This is a genomic window from Nocardioides panaciterrulae, assembly GCF_013409645.1.
Lineage (GTDB): Bacteria > Actinomycetota > Actinomycetes > Propionibacteriales > Nocardioidaceae > Nocardioides > Nocardioides panaciterrulae.
The window spans coordinates 103,768-118,287 of sequence record NZ_JACCBG010000001.1 but is presented as its reverse complement, the minus strand read 5'-3'; the positions used below and the strand labels follow the sequence as shown (position 1 = coordinate 118,287).

The 14,520-nt window shown below is 69.7% G+C and carries 17 protein-coding genes; 5 read left to right on the top strand and 12 right to left on the bottom strand.

Going from position 1 to position 14,520, the window contains the following annotated elements; genetic code table 11:
• Nucleotides 1-73: 73 nt before the first annotated feature.
• From BJZ21_RS00640 to BJZ21_RS00625, 4 genes are all read right to left on the bottom strand, one after another.
• Complete coding sequence (locus BJZ21_RS00640) at nt 74-1,387, bottom strand: alpha-hydroxy-acid oxidizing protein (protein WP_343051881.1); 1,314 nt, start codon at nt 1,385-1,387, stop codon at nt 74-76.
• 94 nt (nt 1,388-1,481) lie between these two features.
• Entirely contained in the window at nt 1,482-2,000 is a 519-nt protein-coding gene (locus BJZ21_RS00635) for a hypothetical protein (RefSeq protein ID WP_179661985.1), read from the bottom strand.
• A gap of 38 nt (nt 2,001-2,038) precedes the next feature.
• Entirely contained in the window at nt 2,039-3,814 is a 1,776-nt protein-coding gene (locus BJZ21_RS00630; RefSeq protein WP_179661984.1) for a sialidase family protein, read from the bottom strand.
• Between the two features lie 350 nt (nt 3,815-4,164).
• Nucleotides 4,165-5,355: a RimK family alpha-L-glutamate ligase gene (locus tag BJZ21_RS00625; protein ID WP_179661983.1), complete on the bottom strand. Its 1,191-nt coding sequence runs from the start codon at nt 5,353-5,355 to the stop codon at nt 4,165-4,167.
• Nucleotides 5,356-5,461: 106 nt separating this feature from the next.
• On the opposite strand from BJZ21_RS00625, the gene BJZ21_RS00620 reads away from it, so the two are divergent.
• Both BJZ21_RS00620 and BJZ21_RS00615 read left to right on the top strand, forming a co-directional pair.
• Nucleotides 5,462-5,935 carry a putative ATP-dependent zinc protease gene (locus tag BJZ21_RS00620; RefSeq protein WP_179661982.1) on the top strand — a complete coding sequence of 158 codons (474 nt, stop codon included), beginning with the start codon at nt 5,462-5,464 and terminating at the stop codon, nt 5,933-5,935.
• The gene (locus tag BJZ21_RS00615; RefSeq protein ID WP_179661981.1) at nt 5,935-6,894 is read left to right on the top strand and encodes a succinylglutamate desuccinylase/aspartoacylase family protein; all 960 of its coding nucleotides are present in this window, start codon (nt 5,935-5,937) and stop codon (nt 6,892-6,894) included. The genes BJZ21_RS00620 and BJZ21_RS00615 overlap by 1 nt, the downstream gene beginning before the upstream one ends.
• Before the next feature lie 56 nt (nt 6,895-6,950).
• Here the strand turns inward: BJZ21_RS00615 and BJZ21_RS00610 are convergent, their stop codons facing one another.
• Both BJZ21_RS00610 and BJZ21_RS00605 read right to left on the bottom strand, forming a co-directional pair.
• On the bottom strand, nt 6,951-7,604 hold the full coding sequence (locus BJZ21_RS00610) for an SAM-dependent methyltransferase (protein WP_179661980.1): 654 nt from the start codon (nt 7,602-7,604) through the stop codon (nt 6,951-6,953).
• A gap of 178 nt (nt 7,605-7,782) precedes the next feature.
• Complete coding sequence (locus BJZ21_RS00605; RefSeq protein ID WP_179661979.1) at nt 7,783-8,217, bottom strand: hypothetical protein; 435 nt, start codon at nt 8,215-8,217, stop codon at nt 7,783-7,785.
• A gap of 83 nt (nt 8,218-8,300) precedes the next feature.
• Between BJZ21_RS00605 and BJZ21_RS00600 the strand changes: the two genes are divergently transcribed.
• Nucleotides 8,301-8,825 carry an excisionase family DNA-binding protein gene (locus tag BJZ21_RS00600; protein WP_179661978.1) on the top strand — a complete coding sequence of 175 codons (525 nt, stop codon included), beginning with the start codon at nt 8,301-8,303 and terminating at the stop codon, nt 8,823-8,825.
• A 40-nt stretch (nt 8,826-8,865) separates the two neighbouring features.
• On the opposite strand, the gene BJZ21_RS00595 is transcribed toward BJZ21_RS00600, so the two are convergent.
• Nucleotides 8,866-9,309, bottom strand: coding sequence for a hypothetical protein (locus BJZ21_RS00595; RefSeq protein WP_179661977.1), 444 nt, complete (start codon nt 9,307-9,309; stop codon nt 8,866-8,868).
• Between the two features lie 49 nt (nt 9,310-9,358).
• Here BJZ21_RS00595 and BJZ21_RS00590 point away from each other — a divergent pair, with 49 nt between their 5' ends.
• Entirely contained in the window at nt 9,359-10,423 is a 1,065-nt protein-coding gene (locus BJZ21_RS00590; protein WP_179661976.1) for a protein kinase domain-containing protein, read from the top strand.
• Nucleotides 10,424-10,709: 286 nt separating this feature from the next.
• Nucleotides 10,710-11,234, top strand: coding sequence for a hypothetical protein (locus tag BJZ21_RS00585; protein WP_179661975.1), 525 nt, complete (start codon nt 10,710-10,712; stop codon nt 11,232-11,234).
• A gap of 231 nt (nt 11,235-11,465) precedes the next feature.
• On the opposite strand, the gene BJZ21_RS00580 is transcribed toward BJZ21_RS00585, so the two are convergent.
• The 5 genes from BJZ21_RS00580 to BJZ21_RS00560 all read right to left on the bottom strand — a co-directional run bounded on the left by BJZ21_RS00580 (nt 11,466) and on the right by BJZ21_RS00560 (nt 14,447).
• Nucleotides 11,466-12,050, bottom strand: coding sequence for a hypothetical protein (locus BJZ21_RS00580; protein WP_179661974.1), 585 nt, complete (start codon nt 12,048-12,050; stop codon nt 11,466-11,468).
• An 84-nt stretch (nt 12,051-12,134) separates the two neighbouring features.
• Nucleotides 12,135-12,287, bottom strand: a complete 153-nt coding sequence (locus BJZ21_RS00575) for a hypothetical protein (RefSeq protein WP_179661973.1) — start codon at nt 12,285-12,287, stop codon at nt 12,135-12,137.
• Nucleotides 12,288-12,304: 17 nt separating this feature from the next.
• The gene (locus BJZ21_RS00570) at nt 12,305-12,886 is read right to left on the bottom strand and encodes a hypothetical protein (RefSeq protein ID WP_179661972.1); all 582 of its coding nucleotides are present in this window, start codon (nt 12,884-12,886) and stop codon (nt 12,305-12,307) included.
• Entirely contained in the window at nt 12,883-13,524 is a 642-nt protein-coding gene (locus BJZ21_RS00565) for a Cap15 family cyclic dinucleotide receptor domain-containing protein (protein ID WP_179661971.1), read from the bottom strand. Before BJZ21_RS00565 ends, BJZ21_RS00570 begins: the two co-directional genes overlap by 4 nt.
• Nucleotides 13,521-14,447 (bottom strand): nucleotidyltransferase-like protein, encoded by a 927-nt coding sequence (locus BJZ21_RS00560; protein WP_179661970.1) that lies wholly within the window; start codon nt 14,445-14,447, stop codon nt 13,521-13,523. Before BJZ21_RS00560 ends, BJZ21_RS00565 begins: the two co-directional genes overlap by 4 nt.
• Nucleotides 14,448-14,520: the final 73 nt, after the last annotated feature.

Sequence of the window (14,520 nt, the reverse complement as noted above, 5' to 3'; positions counted from 1 at the left end):
GGTTCCGTTCCGTCGCGGCCTGGGTGACGCCCGAGTCTACCGCCGCGGGCGGGTGCCGCCCCGGCCGGCGAGCTCAGGCCAGCAGGTCGCGGGTGACCTGCTCGACGCCGCCGACGCCGCTCAGCGCCATGGTCAGGTCGAGCTCGGCCCACAGGTCCTCCATCACCTCGCGCACCCCCCGCGCGCCGGCGAGCGCCAGCCCGTAGACCCAGGGCCGCCCGACCAGCACCGCCCGGGCGCCGAGCGCGAGCGCCTTGAACGCGTCGGCGCCGCTGCGCACGCCGCTGTCGAACAGCACCGGGACCCGGCCGTCGACCTCCTCCACGATGCCGGGCAGGGCGTCGAGCGACCCGATCGCGCCGTCGACCTGGCGGCCCCCGTGATTGGACACCACGATCCCGTCCACGCCGTGGTCCAGGGCGAGCGCCGCGTCCCGCGGGTCCTGGATGCCCTTGAGCAGGATCGGCAGCGCGGTCCGCTCGCGCAGGTAGGCCAGGTCGGCCCAGCTCAGCGACGAGCGCGAGAACACGTCGAGGAAGGTCTCGACCGCGGCCCGCGGCAGCGGGGAGCGCAGGTTGCCCCAGGTGTCGCCCGGCCAGTGCCGCGCCATCGAGACCAGCGCGCGTACGGCGGCCGCGGTCGGCCGGGGCGTCGGCTCGCCCGAGGGCCCGGCCGCCGCCCGCTCCGCCACCAGCCGCCGGAAGACCGGGTCGCTGGTGTACTGCGCGATGCCCTGGCCGCGCGCGAACGGCAGGTAGGCCAGGTCGAGGTCGCGGGTGCGCCAGCCGAGCACGTGGGTGTCCAGCGTGACCACGATCGCCTCGCTGCCGATCTGCTCGGCCCGGCGTACGAACGAGTCGACGAGCTCGTCCTCGCGGCTCCAGTAGAGCTGGAACCAGCGTGGTGCGTCCCCGAGGCGGGCGGCCACCTGCTCCATCGGCACCGACGCCTGCGTGGAGAGCACCATCGGGAGGCCCAGCTGCCGGGCCGCCTCGGCGACCGCGAGGTCGGCGTCCCGGTGCGCCATCTCGAGCACGCCGACGGGCGCGAACAGCAGCGGCGCCGGCAGCCGGCGGCCGAAGAGCTCCACCGAGGTGTCGCGCTCCTCGACGTCGACCAGCATCCGCGGCACGATCCGGTGCCGGTCGAACGCCTCGACGTTGGCCCGGGCGGTGCGCTGCTGGCCGGCGCTGCCGGCCACGTAGGACCAGGCCTGCCGGCTCATCGCCCGCTCGGCCGCACGCTCGAGCGCGGCCGGTTCGACCGGGACCGCCGGTCGGTGGCCGAAGACGCCGGCGCGGTAGATCCGGCCCTGGACCTCCCGGCCGACGGACACGGCGCTGGTGGTGGCCCGCTGGGCCCGGCTGAGCGTGGGCTGGTCGGTCACGGCAGCAGTCTCCTACACGGCGGGCTGGGGGTGGAGGGGCTGAGCTGGCAGCCCCAGCCGGCAGCACCAGCCGGCAGCACCAGTCCGGCGCCGGTCAGGACGTCGGCTCGGCGTACACCTGGATCACGGTCTCGCCGGGGCACTGCGGCGATTCGCGGATCGCCCAGCGCCCGTCCTGCCGCCCCGTGGACCAGTTCGCCTCGGCGTCGTGCTCCTCGGTCTCCCCGCCGGTGACCTCGAAGCCGGCGTCGACCGCGTCGTGGTTGAGGAAGTCGAGGATCTGCTTGAACGGGGTCGAGGAGATCCCGGTGACGATCACCCCGGTCGAGCCGCGGTCCTCGACGTCGTAGACCGTGGTCCGCGGCGGGAAGCGCCACGCGTCGGGGAAGCCCTCGGCGTACGGCGTGGCCACGGCGGTCGCGTCGGCCTGGCAGATCGTCCGGTCGGCGGCCCCCTCGAGCTCGTTGCCGGCCTCCTGATCGGTCTCGTGCCCCTGGGTCGGCTCGGTCCCCCGGCCCGACGCCGGCTCGCCGTCGGCGTCGCCGCCGCAGCCCGCCAGCGTCGGCAGGCCGAGCAGCAGGGCGACCGCGAGCGCCGCCGCCCGCAACCCCACCGGCCGCACCCTGCCCGGCCGCGCCCCGGCAGACCCCCTCATCGGTCGTACTTCGGGAACAGCGTGCGGCCCCCGGTCTGCCGGGCGATCGTGGCGTAGGCGTCGTGGCCGTTCTTCCTCGGGTGGTCCACGCAGGCGCCGATGCAGCCGTCGGCGTAGCCGACCAGGATCCGCCCGTGCTCGTCGAGGGTGATGTCCATGAAGTCGAGCAGGTTCCGGTCGTTGCCGCAGGTGGTGCCGCCGGTGCACAGCGAGCCGCGCTGCACCGGGTCCTTCGGGGTGGCGTCCCGGGTCACCCAGTGCCGGCCGCCGTCGTACGTCGTGCTGATGTAGAGGTGCCAGACGCCCTTGAACTTGCCGGTCGCCTGGTAGTTGCCCCCCTTGGTGGTGCCGAGGTAGGCGAACGCGGCGCGGTCGTCGGCGCCCGCGACCATCTCCGGGAACACCGCGTTCTTGACGCCGAAGTCACCGGCGACCTGCTGGCCGTGCTTCCAGGTCCGGCCCTGGTCGTGGCTCACCGCGACGCCGGGTCGGCTGTCGGCGCCGACGTACCCGAAGTAGACCGTGCCGTTGGCGCCGATCCCGATCGACGGGTCGGAGTCGCCGACGGTGCTCGAGGGCACCTTGCGGACCGTCCAGCTCTGGCCGTCGTCGGAGGAGACCGCGACGGCGGCGTTGGAGCCGCAGCCCTTGTTCGGCAGGTAGGCCGTGCCGTCGGGGGCGACCTTGAGGTGGCCGTGCAGGCCGCCGCACTGGGTCAGGTCGTAGGTCGGGACGCCCGCGCCGAAGGTGGTGCCGCCGTCGTGGGACGCGGCGCAGAACGCGGTCGCGATGTCCTGGCTGCAGTAGTAGACGGCGTTCGGGTACGCCGAGGTCGGCAGGCCGCCCAGTCCGCCGGCCGCGTAGGGGCCACCGCCGATGCTCTGGTGGTCGACCCCGCTGGGGATGCCGCCGCCCTCGCTGGGGTTCCAGGTCTTGCCGTCGTCGTCGGTCCAGCAGGTCGCGGAGTCGACCCCGGTCAGCTGGGACTCGAAGGTGCGGCCGGTCTGGCGGTCGGTGAACAGGATCGGGTCGAGGCTCTGTGTGCTGCCCTGCGGGCAGCCGTTGCCGGCGTTGGCCGAGACGTCGGTCCACGCGGCCTTGCCGTGCTTCCAGCGGACCTTGTAGGTCGACAGGTAGGCCTGGTACATCGTGGCGCCGGTCTTGAAGCTGTTGCCGATGCTGGGCTCGCCGGCGTTGTCGGCGTCGGCGAACTTCTTCGGCGCCTTGTAGTTGCGGAAGGTGGGCGCCCTGCCGGGCGCCGGGGCCGGGTTGTCCGGCTTCTTCACCAGCTTGGCGGTGGCGGAGTAGCTCTCGCCGAGCGGGGCGAACGGCACGACGCGCACGGTGTAGTCGCCCGCCTTCGGCGCCGCGAGGATCAGCTCGGGGTCGGCGCTGCTCGCGGCGGTGGCCACCGCGTCGCCCTTCGCGTCGAGCAGGTAGACGTCGAAGTCGGCCGCGGCGTTCGACCAGCCGACCCGCACCCTCAGCTGGTGGTGGGCGCCGTAGCCCTTCGGGCTGTCGACGTGCAGCGTGAAGTCGTCACACGACTGCGGGGCCGAGCAGTCCGGCTGGTCCAGCGCGTTGCCGGTGACGTTCGGGACCGCGAACGGTCCCCCGGTCCAGGTCGCCTTGTGGTGGCCGTCGGCGGCGACGGTCCCCTCGGCCGGGGTCGCGGCGTCGGCCGACCCGAGCGCGGTCAGGCCGCCGGCCAGCAGCAGAAGGGCGCCGAGGCTCCCGAGCGCCGTACGGGCGGATGAGGACAGCAGTCGCATGCTGGTGGACCCTTCGCCGTGGAGGACCTGCTCCTCCGTCTGCCTGCGTCAACGACGGACTTCCCGCCGCGCTACGGCACAAACTCCGGCGCGGCACTGGTCTGGAGCGGTTGAGCACGCCGAGTCGGCGCTCGTTGACACCGTGGGGCCGGCCGGCCGGTGGGAGGGCGACGGGGGTAGTCCGTGACGATCCGGCCCCGCTGCGGGTCAGTAAGGGGCCGAAACGTCACGGACTATCCCGCCCAGCCCGCCCCAGCCCGCCCCAGCCCGCCCCGGCCGACCCGGCCGACCCGGCCGACCCGTGCCGGGCGACCACCAGCGGCCCCTCGGCGGTCGGCACGCCGGACCGGTCAGGACTCGGGGATCGGCTGCTCCGGCAGCTTCTTGACCCGGCTGCGGCGCCGGCGGCGCGCGGGGATCATCGAGCGCATCTCCTCCAGCTTGCCGAAGCAGAGCAGTCGGTCGCCCGCCTCGACGAGCTCCTTGTTGCGCGGGTTGGGGATCACGGTGGCACCGCGGTGCAGGGTGAGCACGGTGATGTCGCGGTCGTCGAGTCCGGACTCGCTGAGCTTCCGGCCGACCATGTCGGCCCCGGGGTGGACCACGAGCTCGGCCACGCCGTACCCGGTCGAGACGCTGAGCCGCTGGCGGACGTCGATCTCGGGGAAGGCCACCTGGTTGGCGATGAAGTCGATGATCGCGCCGGCGACGTCGAGCTGGGTGGCGGTCTCGATGCCCTCCAGGCCGGGCGAGGAGTTGACCTCCATCACCAGCGGACCGTCGTTGCCCTCGAGCATGTCCACGCCGGCGACCCGCAGGCCCATGATCTGGGCCGCGCGCACCGCGGTGCGCTCGTACTCCGCGTCGAGCGCGACCGGCTCGACCGACCCGCCGCGGTGCACGTTCGAGCGGAACTCGTCGCCCTGGGCGACCCGTCGCATCGCGGCGACGACCCGGTCACCGACGACCAGCGCTCGGATGTCGCGGCCCTTGCTCTCCTTCACGAACCGCTGGATCAGCACGTTCTGCTGGGTGCTGTGCAGGGTCTCGATGATCGCCTCGGCGACTTTGCGGTCCGGCGCGAGGATCACGCCGATGCCCTGGGTGCCCTCGAGCAGCTTGATCACCACCGGCGCGCCGCCGACCCGCTCGATGGCCGCGACCACGTCCTTGCGGTCGCGCACGAACGTCGTGGCGGGCATCCCGATGTTGTGGCGGGACAGGATCTGGGTGGCGCGGAGCTTGTCGCGGCTGTTGGTGATGCCGTACGCCGGGTTCGGCGTGTAGACGTCCATCTGCTCGAACTGACGGACCACGGCCGTGCCGAAGTAGGTGATCGAGTTGCCGATCCGCGGCAGGACCGCGTCGTAGCTGGAGAGATGCTTGCCCCGGAACTGCAGGTCGGGCTCGTCGCCGGAGAGGTCGATGGAGAAGCGCAGCGTGTTGAGCACCTTCACGTTGTGGCCGCGCTCGAGCGCGGCCGACCGGAGTCGCTGGGTGCTGTAGGCACGTGGTGCTCGGGAGAGGATCGCCAGTTTCATGACCGTCCTGGGGCCGCCGGGGGTGACGGCCGCCCATTCAAGCACCGATCACCGAGCAGGGTGCCGCCTGGCCCGGGCGCTGGTCGGCTCCTGACAGGATGTGCCCGTGTCGAAGACCCCTGAGAGCACCCTCGTCGGCTGGCGGGAGTGGGTGAGCCTCCCCGACTGCGGCGTCGGCTGGATCAAGGCCAAGATCGACACCGGCGCGCGCTCCTCGGCGATCCACGCCTTCGACCTCGTCGAGCTCGAGCGCGACGGCGCGCCGTGGGTGCGCTACTCGGTGCACCCCTGGCAGGGCTCCGGCGAGGACGCCACCACCGTGGAGAGCCCGATCCTGGACCGCCGCCTCGTGCGCAGCTCCTCGGGGCACTCCGACGAGCGGTACGTCGTGCGGATGGACGTCAGCCTGGCCGGACGGCGGGTCACCACCGAGATGACGCTCTCGCGCCGCGACCAGATGGGCTTCCGGATGCTCATCGGCCGGGAGGCGCTGCGCCAGGGCTTCGTGGTCGACCCGAGCCGCTCCTACGTCGGCGGCCGGCCCCAGGTGTCGGTGCGCCGGCAGAACCGGGGTCGCTGATGCCCCGCGACTCCTTCGCCATCGGTCCGGTGCGGGTGCGGGCCGGCGCCGCACGGGACCTCGAGCTCCCGATCACCCGGCTGATCAGCGGCGCCGACGTCGGCCTGCCGGTGCGCGTCCTGCACGGCCGGGAGGACGGACCGGTGGTGTGGGTCAACGCCGCCACGCACGGCGACGAGGTGGTCGGCGTCGAGGTGATCCGCCGGCTGCTGGCGACCCTGAAGCCGCGGGACATGCGGGGCACGCTGATCGCCGTACCCGTCCTCAACGTGCTCGGCGTGATGACCGGCGAGCGCTACCTGCCGGACCGCCGCGACCTGAACCGATCCTTCCCGGGCTCGGCCCGCGGCTCGCTGGCCAGCCGGATCGCGCACCTGATGATGACCGAGGTGGTCGCGAAGTGCGAGGTCGGGATCGACCTGCACACCGGCTCCGACCGGCGCACGAACCTGCCGCAGGTGCGTGCCGACCTCGACGACCCGCGCACCCGCGAGCTGGCCGCGGCGTTCGGCGCGCCGGTGATGCTGCACGCGCGGATCCGCGACGGCTCGCTGCGGCACGCGGCGCGGGAGCAGGGCGCGACCGTGCTGCTCTACGAGGGCGGCGAGGCCTGGCGGTTCGACGAGTGGGCGATCACCGCGGCGGTGGACGGCGTACGCCGGGTCCTCGAGGAGCTCGGGATGGTCGACCGTGTCGAGGAGGAGGCGCCGCCCGCGCCGAGCGTGGAGTGCCGGGCCAGCGGCTGGGTGCGGGCCCGGCACACCGGCTTCCTGCACCTCGACGCGCAGCTCGGCCAGCAGGTCACCGACGGCGACCGGCTGGGCAGCCTGTCCGACTCCTTCGGCCGCACGCTGCGCCTGGTCCGCGCGGACCGCACCGGCCTCGTGGTCGGCCGCACCGAGGCGCCGGTGGTCAACGGCGGCGACGCGGTCGTGCACCTCGCCACGCCCGAGCCCTGAGCGCCGACCGCACGCGAGGCCGCGGGACGGCCTGGGGTGCGGGCTGACCCGGCCGGTCAGCGGAGGAACGTGAAGAGCTGGTGCTCCCGCTCGAGCGGCTGGGGCCGGCCGCGGAACCGGTGCACGCCCACCGCCCAGGAGTCCTCGCCCGGGGAGACGAACCCCTGCTCCTCGCAGCCCTGCTCGGCGAACCACCGGCGGATCGTCGGGGTCGGGTCGGGGGCGCCCCGGTGTCGGGTCCACACCACCAGCGCGTCCGGCGCGCACAGCTGCGGCAGCGCCCGGATCGTGCGGTGCACGTCGACGTCGCTGATGTTGCCGAACACCCCGCACAGCAGCACCAGGTCCGCCGGCACCGCCCCCGCGTAGCCGCGGGTGCTGCCCGCGTCGGCGCAGCGCACCTCCACCCCCGGCAGCGCCAGCCGCTGCGCCTGCGCGGCGGCGGTCCGCGCCAGCGCCGGGTCCGCCTCCAGCAGCACCACCTCCACCCGGGCCGCGTCGTCGCGGTCCTCCAGCACCCCGAGCAGGTCGCGGCCCTCACCGGCGCACGCACTGGCCACGCGCACCGGACGGGGCGCGGTCCGGTCCAGCCAGCGGCCGATGACCCCCTGGATCGCCGCCAGCCGCGCCGCGAGCGACGACCCGGGGTCGTCGTACCTGTCGTGCCAGGCGCCCCAGTCGGTGGGCTGCTGCTCCGCGGCGAGGTCCATCGGTCACTCCCTCCTCATCGGTGTGTCCTGTCGGTGCGCCTTCTCAGTGGGCCCTATCTCTCAGTTGTCCCGCGACAGGAATCTGACAGTGTCCGCGACAAGCCGCGTCACCACTGACACCACTTGTCGTCTGTCCACAGGCACATCGGCGATGCTGCTCGCGGCCTCGTCCTTGGCGTCATGCAGACCGACGGGCCCGCAGGCTGCTTTGACCGAGCAAAGTGAACGAGTCGAGCATGCTTGACGAGGTGTGCCCTGCGACTTCGATGGCGCACCCGTGGATGTGAGTCGCGCCGCGTCGTCGGGCGTTAATAGCAGCCGCCTCGAACTCGATTAGTGACGCAACGACGGTGCCGACGAGCAAGACATCGCGTCCGTCAAGTCTGTCGGTCCAAACAGGGATGTCGATACTGCCCTGTGCCATCAGCGACACAGCCCCTAACAGGCGTTGTGCGGCGTCACCGACCGGCATCAGCACGGGGTTGGTGAGACGGCTCGCCCAGTCGATGACATGCTCCGCGTGACGTTGAATCTGCGCATACCCGACCACTTCGTTGTCGCGGTCTTGGGCCCGCAGGAGGCCCTCAAGGAGGATGGTCTGTCCGGCGTCCATGAGGAAAGTATCTTTCTTTGTGGTTGCGGATTGGGGACGTGGACCCTGTGGTGGGTACAAAGTTTGTTTCGTACTATCGAAGGATGCCACCGCCCACCGACATGACGCCTCCGCAGGCGGCGGAGGTCCTGGGGTGCACGGCACCCACGGTGCGGTCACTGATCATCGACGGCGCTCTCCGAGCGGTCGCAACCAAGAAGGGGAATCGAACCTTCTATGCGATTCGTCGGGAGGACGTCGACGCTTACGTGGAAGAGCACGGCACCTTCGATAGGAGGAGGCGTGGAGGCGCGGCGGACCCTGCGGCCGGTTCGTCCCTGGCTGGTGAGGTTCGATCGCTGCGCAGGCTGGTCGAGGGGCGGCTGGCGGACTCCTCGGACGCGGTCGCCGAGATCGTCGCGTTACGTGAAGCACTGCAACTACAGCGAGCGGCGATGGCTGTGTTGCTCGAAGCGGATGCCGATCGGGCCGCCGGGGTCAAGCACATGCGGGACGCGATGGAGTGTTTCGACCGCGCAGACGCTAAGCGCCAGCATGCGATCGAACTTCTTGACCGAGTTGTCGGGTCATTGACCTTGCCTCGAACGACTGCGGACTTGACCAACTGATGGGACTTGTCCCGGCCGATGAACCTTAGACATCGAAGACCTAAGGATGGCTGAGTGCTCCCAGCGCTGCACCGATGGCGCGAGCGTACTTCTGTGCGAGCCCGGTGGATTTGGCCAGACTCTTGGCCTCGGCCTCCACCGTGTCCTTGTCGGACCCGCACCACGCCCCGAGGTCCTTGCCGGTGGCCAAGTAGGTGTTGACGCAGTTGCTGCGTGCGGCGCTCGTCAGCGCCCCCTCGGCCAACAGCCGCACCTTGGGGGCCTCTTTGCGGCTGCCGGTCGGCGGGAAGTCGGCGCGCCGGATGGCGACGCGGTCCGGCTTAAAGGTGCTGACTTTGGTCCGGATATTTTCTGCCATGTCGTACAGACGCGTGGCGAGGTCGGCCTCGTCGTTGGTGATTGCGAACTGGTCGACGACGACCGGCGACCCGCTGCCGTCGTCCACGATGACCACGTAGGCCGTGGCCTTTTGGTCGCCCTGCATGGCTACGTCTATACCGAAAACTCGCACGGCAAGACCGTAACCTGCACGGGTGCTTACCCCGGGGTCCATTATCGGCAACCGCTACGAGGTCTTGGGATCTTTGGGGTCCGGAGGCGGCGGTGAGGTGTACCGCGTCCGCGACCATGTCGAGGGCGACGAGGTGGCACTCAAGATCATCGACCCGAACACGCTCACGCCGTATGGGCCCTGGGTAGAGGCGCAGATTCTGCGGCGTCTCAGCGACCACCACATCCTCCCGATCCGGAACGCCTTCCCCGAGTCTGGCTACCCGATCGTCGTCACCGAGGTTGCCTCTCACGGCACCGTCGAGGACCGCGTCAACGGAGAGCCCCTCGGTCTTGACCCTCTCGACGCGATCCGCTGGACACGGCAGGCATGCCAGGGCATCAGCCGTGCACACGACCTCGGGCTCGTTCACAACGACATCAAGCCCGGCAACTTGTTCCTCACCGAGCACGACGACTGTCGCGTCGGGGACTTCGGATTCGCTGGCTTGATCGATCCCACCACCGGCACGGCACCCGTCCATGGCGGGACCCTCGCGACCTTGGCTCCCGAGGTGGCCTCCGCCTGGGGACCGGCCGCGCAGGCCACGACACGAAGCGATGTCTACTCACTCGCCGCCAGCGCCTTCTGGATGCTGGCTGGGGTGCCCCCTCATGACCTCTCCCGCTACATCGACGATGTTGACAAACTGACGCATATCAGCAGCACCCCTGCACGTAAACTGCGGGACGTTGCTCCGCACGTACCGGACACGATCGCCCGGGTCATTGACCGCGCACTCTCCATGGATCCTGCCGATCGACCGGTCCACCCACACCAGTTGAGTGCGGACCTCGGGCGGCCCATCACCGGTAGACGGTGGCGACGTACGGATGAGCACACAGGCCACCTCGCGTGCTGGCGCGGCACACCGACCAACAAGGGAAGCGTGTACTTGCTCTGCATGACACCGGGTGCCCGCACGACCCAACGGGTGCTCACGGCCACGCATGCCACAAGTGGCAACAAGATCCACAAGGGATGCACTACGGCCATCCAGTCGAACTGGCAGGCAGCAGTCCGGCGCATGATGCGAGCACTTCATTGAGTCACCGGACCTCCCGCACGGCACGAGCGGGTTGGTCGCGGGAGGCGCGCCGCACAGGCTGGCAAGTTCAGTAGCCGCCGAACATACGGCTGACGGCCTTCTCGCCTGATTGACCAGTTCTGGTGCCCCGTCGGCGGATGCCCGCCTTGCGTGTTTCCCCCCACCGGCCGGATGCTGTCGACAAGTCGCCGCGCTGGCCGCGCCCGCTGGAACTCTCGTAGGAGCCTGAGGTGGGCGGGACCGGGCCTCGATGTGGTGCTTCTCGTCAGGAACGGGGAAGGGACACATGACCGAGGAACCCGTCACAGATAATGAATTCGCGCAAGTGGTCGGTGTGTGCTGGTCCGAGCACAAGGTCCTCACAGCAACCGGAGTCACTTCCCAGACCCTGGCCGCGTGGAGGAAGACCGGGAGAATCCTCGGGTTGCAGACCAGCGATGGAACGCGCCTCTACCCGGTAGACCAGTTCGTTCAACGCGCGGATGCGGTCGAGGTCAGGCCCGCGCTGCTCCCGGTTCTCGGAGCGTTGCGTTCGTTCGACCCGTGGGCAGTAGCGGTCCTACTCCACACGCCTGCGCCCGAACTCGACGACGCCTCGCCACTCGGCTGGTTGACCGACGGTGGAGCACCCGAGGTCCTGGCCCGTCTCGCTGACACCGTGGCGCAGGAGTGGGCTGCGGGCACGCCCCCTCAAGGCTCCCTCGGAGAGCACTACAACGTAGCGACTGACCCGGTCAGCGGCCTAACTGTTGTTTCACTGGGAAGGCCGGTCTCGGCGGTCGAGGTGGCCGAGGCGCTCGACGACGACTGACCAAGGTTCTCTCTTCCGCTGGACCCGATCGGCGATCAATACTGTCGACGTGTCGGGTGGCACGGTGCGCGGTGATCAGGCGGACCGGGCCTACGGCACTGGTCCGAACGCGAGTGGCACTGACCGGCTTCTCGACCCGGCCCGAGGTCTCGTTCGCGGTCAACAGGGCGAACTAGGCGGTTGACGATGTGGCCCGAGCCGTACTGACAGGCGGCTCGGGCCACAGTCACGTCACCCGGCATCGCAGTTGGCCGGTTCCCAGATGACCTCTCCGCGCCGGTCTGGCGGGTCGATGAGGATGACGCCTTTGCGTCGCAGGTAGCCGGGTGAACTGTTCGGTTTCCGGATCCCTCGGTCGAGCCAGTCGCGGATCGCGGCGGCGGGGTCGTCGTCAGGGGCGCATGGGAGGCCGCGCATCATCAGGTCGACTCGGCGACCCTGGTGCTCGCGGTGCCACTTGGTCCAGAGGGCCAATTCTCGGGGTGACCGAGCCTTCGCCATGACGTACCGCTGGCGGCCCAGGTCGGAGGGACCGAAGTCGACGTGTCGCTTGCGACGGTCCTCTGGGAACCGGCTCTCGCTGGGCGGCAACGCGAAGAAGGACCACACGTCGAGGTCTTTCACGCCGTTGCGGCGGTCAAGGTAATGCTGTCCCCCGCCCTGCGCGAGCACGACAGCGATCAGTTGCCCCCGGTAGTCGGGACGACGCGCGTAGAGGTCTTCGTGGTCGGCGGCGGCAATCTTGGAAAGGCGCGTCAGGTGACGCTTGGTGAGCGCGACCTTCGACCGCGTTGTCCGGCTGGCTGTGGTGGCCATGACGGACATCATGCCCCGCGTGGCGGGCGTCAGAGACCAGACCCGAGCCGCCGACATGCGCGGCTCGGGTCTCGTCGGCTGTGCCTACCGGTCTTCGCGAATCTCGCGTCCACGGTCGGAGCGATCGTCGCCGCTCTCGCTGTTGTCGGGCTTCCCGCGCTTCTCGAACCGGTCAGGCTCACGCGGGCCAACGTCCGTGGTGGTGTAGTCGAAGTCGTCATCGTCGTCGCCGGGCATCTTTCACCTCCCTCGGGTCAGGCGGCGGTCTGCTGGTAGATCAGGAACAGCAGGACTGCGAGCGAAATCAGTGACACCAGCATGGCTGCGGCGGCGGTGATGAAGAATCCGGCTCGCCGGTCAGCGCGGGTGTAGGCGTCGCCGACGGGGAACCCGTCCTGGGCATCGTGTGCCATCAAGTAGGAGTCTGCGATGTCGCCGAGGACCTTGCCGCGTCCTTCCTTGGCGAGCCACCTCTTCCAGCGCTCGCGGTGTTCGTCGACGCCGGGGGCGGTAGTGGGTCCGGGCAGCACGGTGAGCAAGCAGAACAGTGCGCACATCAGTAGGAGGACAACGGTGGTGATGCCCGCGACCTTGAGAGACGTGGTGAGTTCGACTCCCTCTGGGAGCGGTCCACGCAGGAGGAGGACGAGGATCACGCCGCTGAAGCCCAGGAGCGCGGTTGCGCGCGTGGTGAAGGAGTCGCCCCGCTTGTCGTGGTACTCGATGAGCCAGCGAGATTGGTCGATGAACGCTTCGAGTTCTGCTTTGGTGATGGCGCTTCGGTCCTTCGGAGCCGGGGCCGGGTTGCGTTCCTTCCGTCGGCGACGGCCGATCACGACTGGTCCTGCTGCCGGACGGCCGCGAGTGCATCGGCTGCGGAGAGGTCGACCTTGGAGTTGACCCGCTGGATCGCGATGTCGCCCGAGGTAAGTCGATCGGTCCAGTAGGTGCCGTCCAGCCTTGTGGGTTTGAGGCCGGTCACGTGGAGCAGGGTGGTCCCGTGGTGGGGGTAACTGCGCTCGTTGTGTTCCTGCCTCGCTCGGTTCGCGTAGGTGAAGTAGAGGTTCTTGCTCTGCTTGCTGTCGGGAGCGGACGTGATGGCTGCCGTGGTGGAGGCTGATGTGCTCTGGTCGGTGTGGAGGCGCACGGCGGTCGTCCAGAAGGTCTGTTCGATGACGAGTGCCCCGGTGGGTTGCCAGTTGCCGCCTTCTGGGATCCGGCTGTTGGGATTCGGGGTGAGGGTGGCTCTCCAAGTGCCGTAGAGGTGTGGTCGCCCGGTGGCCTTGCTGACGCCGGGGATCTTCCAGAGCCACAGGTCGAAGGCGACCACGAGGAGTCCCACTGCCGAGGGCAAGTAGGCAAGCCACCGGCGAATCTCCCAGTCCAGGTCCAGGCCCGTGAAGAAGAGGACCGCAGCCCAGACGGCGGAGACCCCGATGGCGGTGAACCGCGCAAGGTTGGCGGTGGAGTTCACGACTGATACCCGAGATGCTCCCAGGTGCGCCAGCAGAGGAGGAGGCCATCATCGCGGGTCCACTTGGAGTCGTCGGCGAACAGCCACTTGAGGCCGTTCGGTTCCCGCCATTCGTTCTTGTCGAAGTTGTCCGGGATCAGGTTGGTCAGGAGGTGGGCGAGGGTGGCGCGGAACCCGTCATCGACGGAGTAACCAGTCGTGATGGCGTGGTTGGGCACGTTCGACACCAGGCACTCCATGAAGTAGGAGGGCAGGTCGGAGATGATGCCGTTCTCGGCGAGGTAGTTCTCGGCGCTCTTGAGCGCGCGGACGTACTTCTTGTACCTCCCGCTCGTGACTCGGTCCTTCTCGACACCGTTGCTCTTCTGCTGTGCGGGGAAGTTGTCGATCGCCTTACCGTCGGTCGAGAAGACCCGGCTGCCGTGATGCACGACGCTGCGGTCGGCGGCGTCGAACCGGCGGAACTCGAATGACGGGACCACGTCGGCTGACGGACGGCTGCCGGGTACCTCGGCGATGGTCAGGGCGACCTTGCCGCTGGTGTCGACCTGGGTGGCCCCGAAGGCGTTGATAAGCGCCTTCGTGACCTCGGTCCGCCACTCGGCCTTGTCGTCCCACCGGCCGGTGTACGGGCTCGCGTTCGGATCGGGTGCCGGGGCGCTGCTCGTGGGGTTGTACCGGTAGTAGTAGAGGTCTCGATTTTCGACCACCACGTCGACGTCACTGTCGGCGCGCACGTTGGTCTGGTTGGCGTAGGACCCCTTGGCGTAGACCTTGATCGAGGAGCGGTATCCATCGAAGGCTGGATGGGCGTCGATCGCGGCCTTGACCATTCGCTCGGCACGGTCCATGCGCTCGTCTTCGGATGCGCTGGATCGGCTCATCCATCTGTCCAGCAGCGGTTTGCGTTCCGCAGGTCCCATCAGACTCTCCGTTCCCCCAGGGTGACTTCTTCCGCAGGGAGGTTAAGGGCGTCCACCGACAGTGGCGGTGCCG

Bases quoted from the DNA above. Each gene is read 5' to 3' on its own strand.
- BJZ21_RS00630 (WP_179661984.1), bottom strand. From the start codon at position 3,814: ATGCGACTGCTGTCCTCATCCGCCCGTACGGCGCTCGGGAGCCTCGGC.
- BJZ21_RS00625 (WP_179661983.1), bottom strand. From the start codon at position 5,355: ATGAAACTGGCGATCCTCTCCCGAGCACCACGTGCCTACAGCACCCAG.
- BJZ21_RS00615 (WP_179661981.1), top strand. From the start codon at position 5,935: ATGCCCCGCGACTCCTTCGCCATCGGTCCGGTGCGGGTGCGGGCCGGC.
- BJZ21_RS00610 (WP_179661980.1), bottom strand. From the start codon at position 7,604: ATGGACCTCGCCGCGGAGCAGCAGCCCACCGACTGGGGCGCCTGGCAC.
- BJZ21_RS00605 (WP_179661979.1), bottom strand. From the start codon at position 8,217: ATGGACGCCGGACAGACCATCCTCCTTGAGGGCCTCCTGCGGGCCCAA.
- BJZ21_RS00600 (WP_179661978.1), top strand. From the start codon at position 8,301: ATGCCACCGCCCACCGACATGACGCCTCCGCAGGCGGCGGAGGTCCTG.
- BJZ21_RS00595 (WP_179661977.1), bottom strand. From the start codon at position 9,309: ATGCAGGGCGACCAAAAGGCCACGGCCTACGTGGTCATCGTGGACGAC.
- BJZ21_RS00585 (WP_179661975.1), top strand. From the start codon at position 10,710: ATGACCGAGGAACCCGTCACAGATAATGAATTCGCGCAAGTGGTCGGT.
- BJZ21_RS00580 (WP_179661974.1), bottom strand. From the start codon at position 12,050: ATGGCCACCACAGCCAGCCGGACAACGCGGTCGAAGGTCGCGCTCACC.
- BJZ21_RS00575 (WP_179661973.1), bottom strand. From the start codon at position 12,287: ATGCCCGGCGACGACGATGACGACTTCGACTACACCACCACGGACGTT.
- BJZ21_RS00560 (WP_179661970.1), bottom strand. From the start codon at position 14,447: ATGGGACCTGCGGAACGCAAACCGCTGCTGGACAGATGGATGAGCCGA.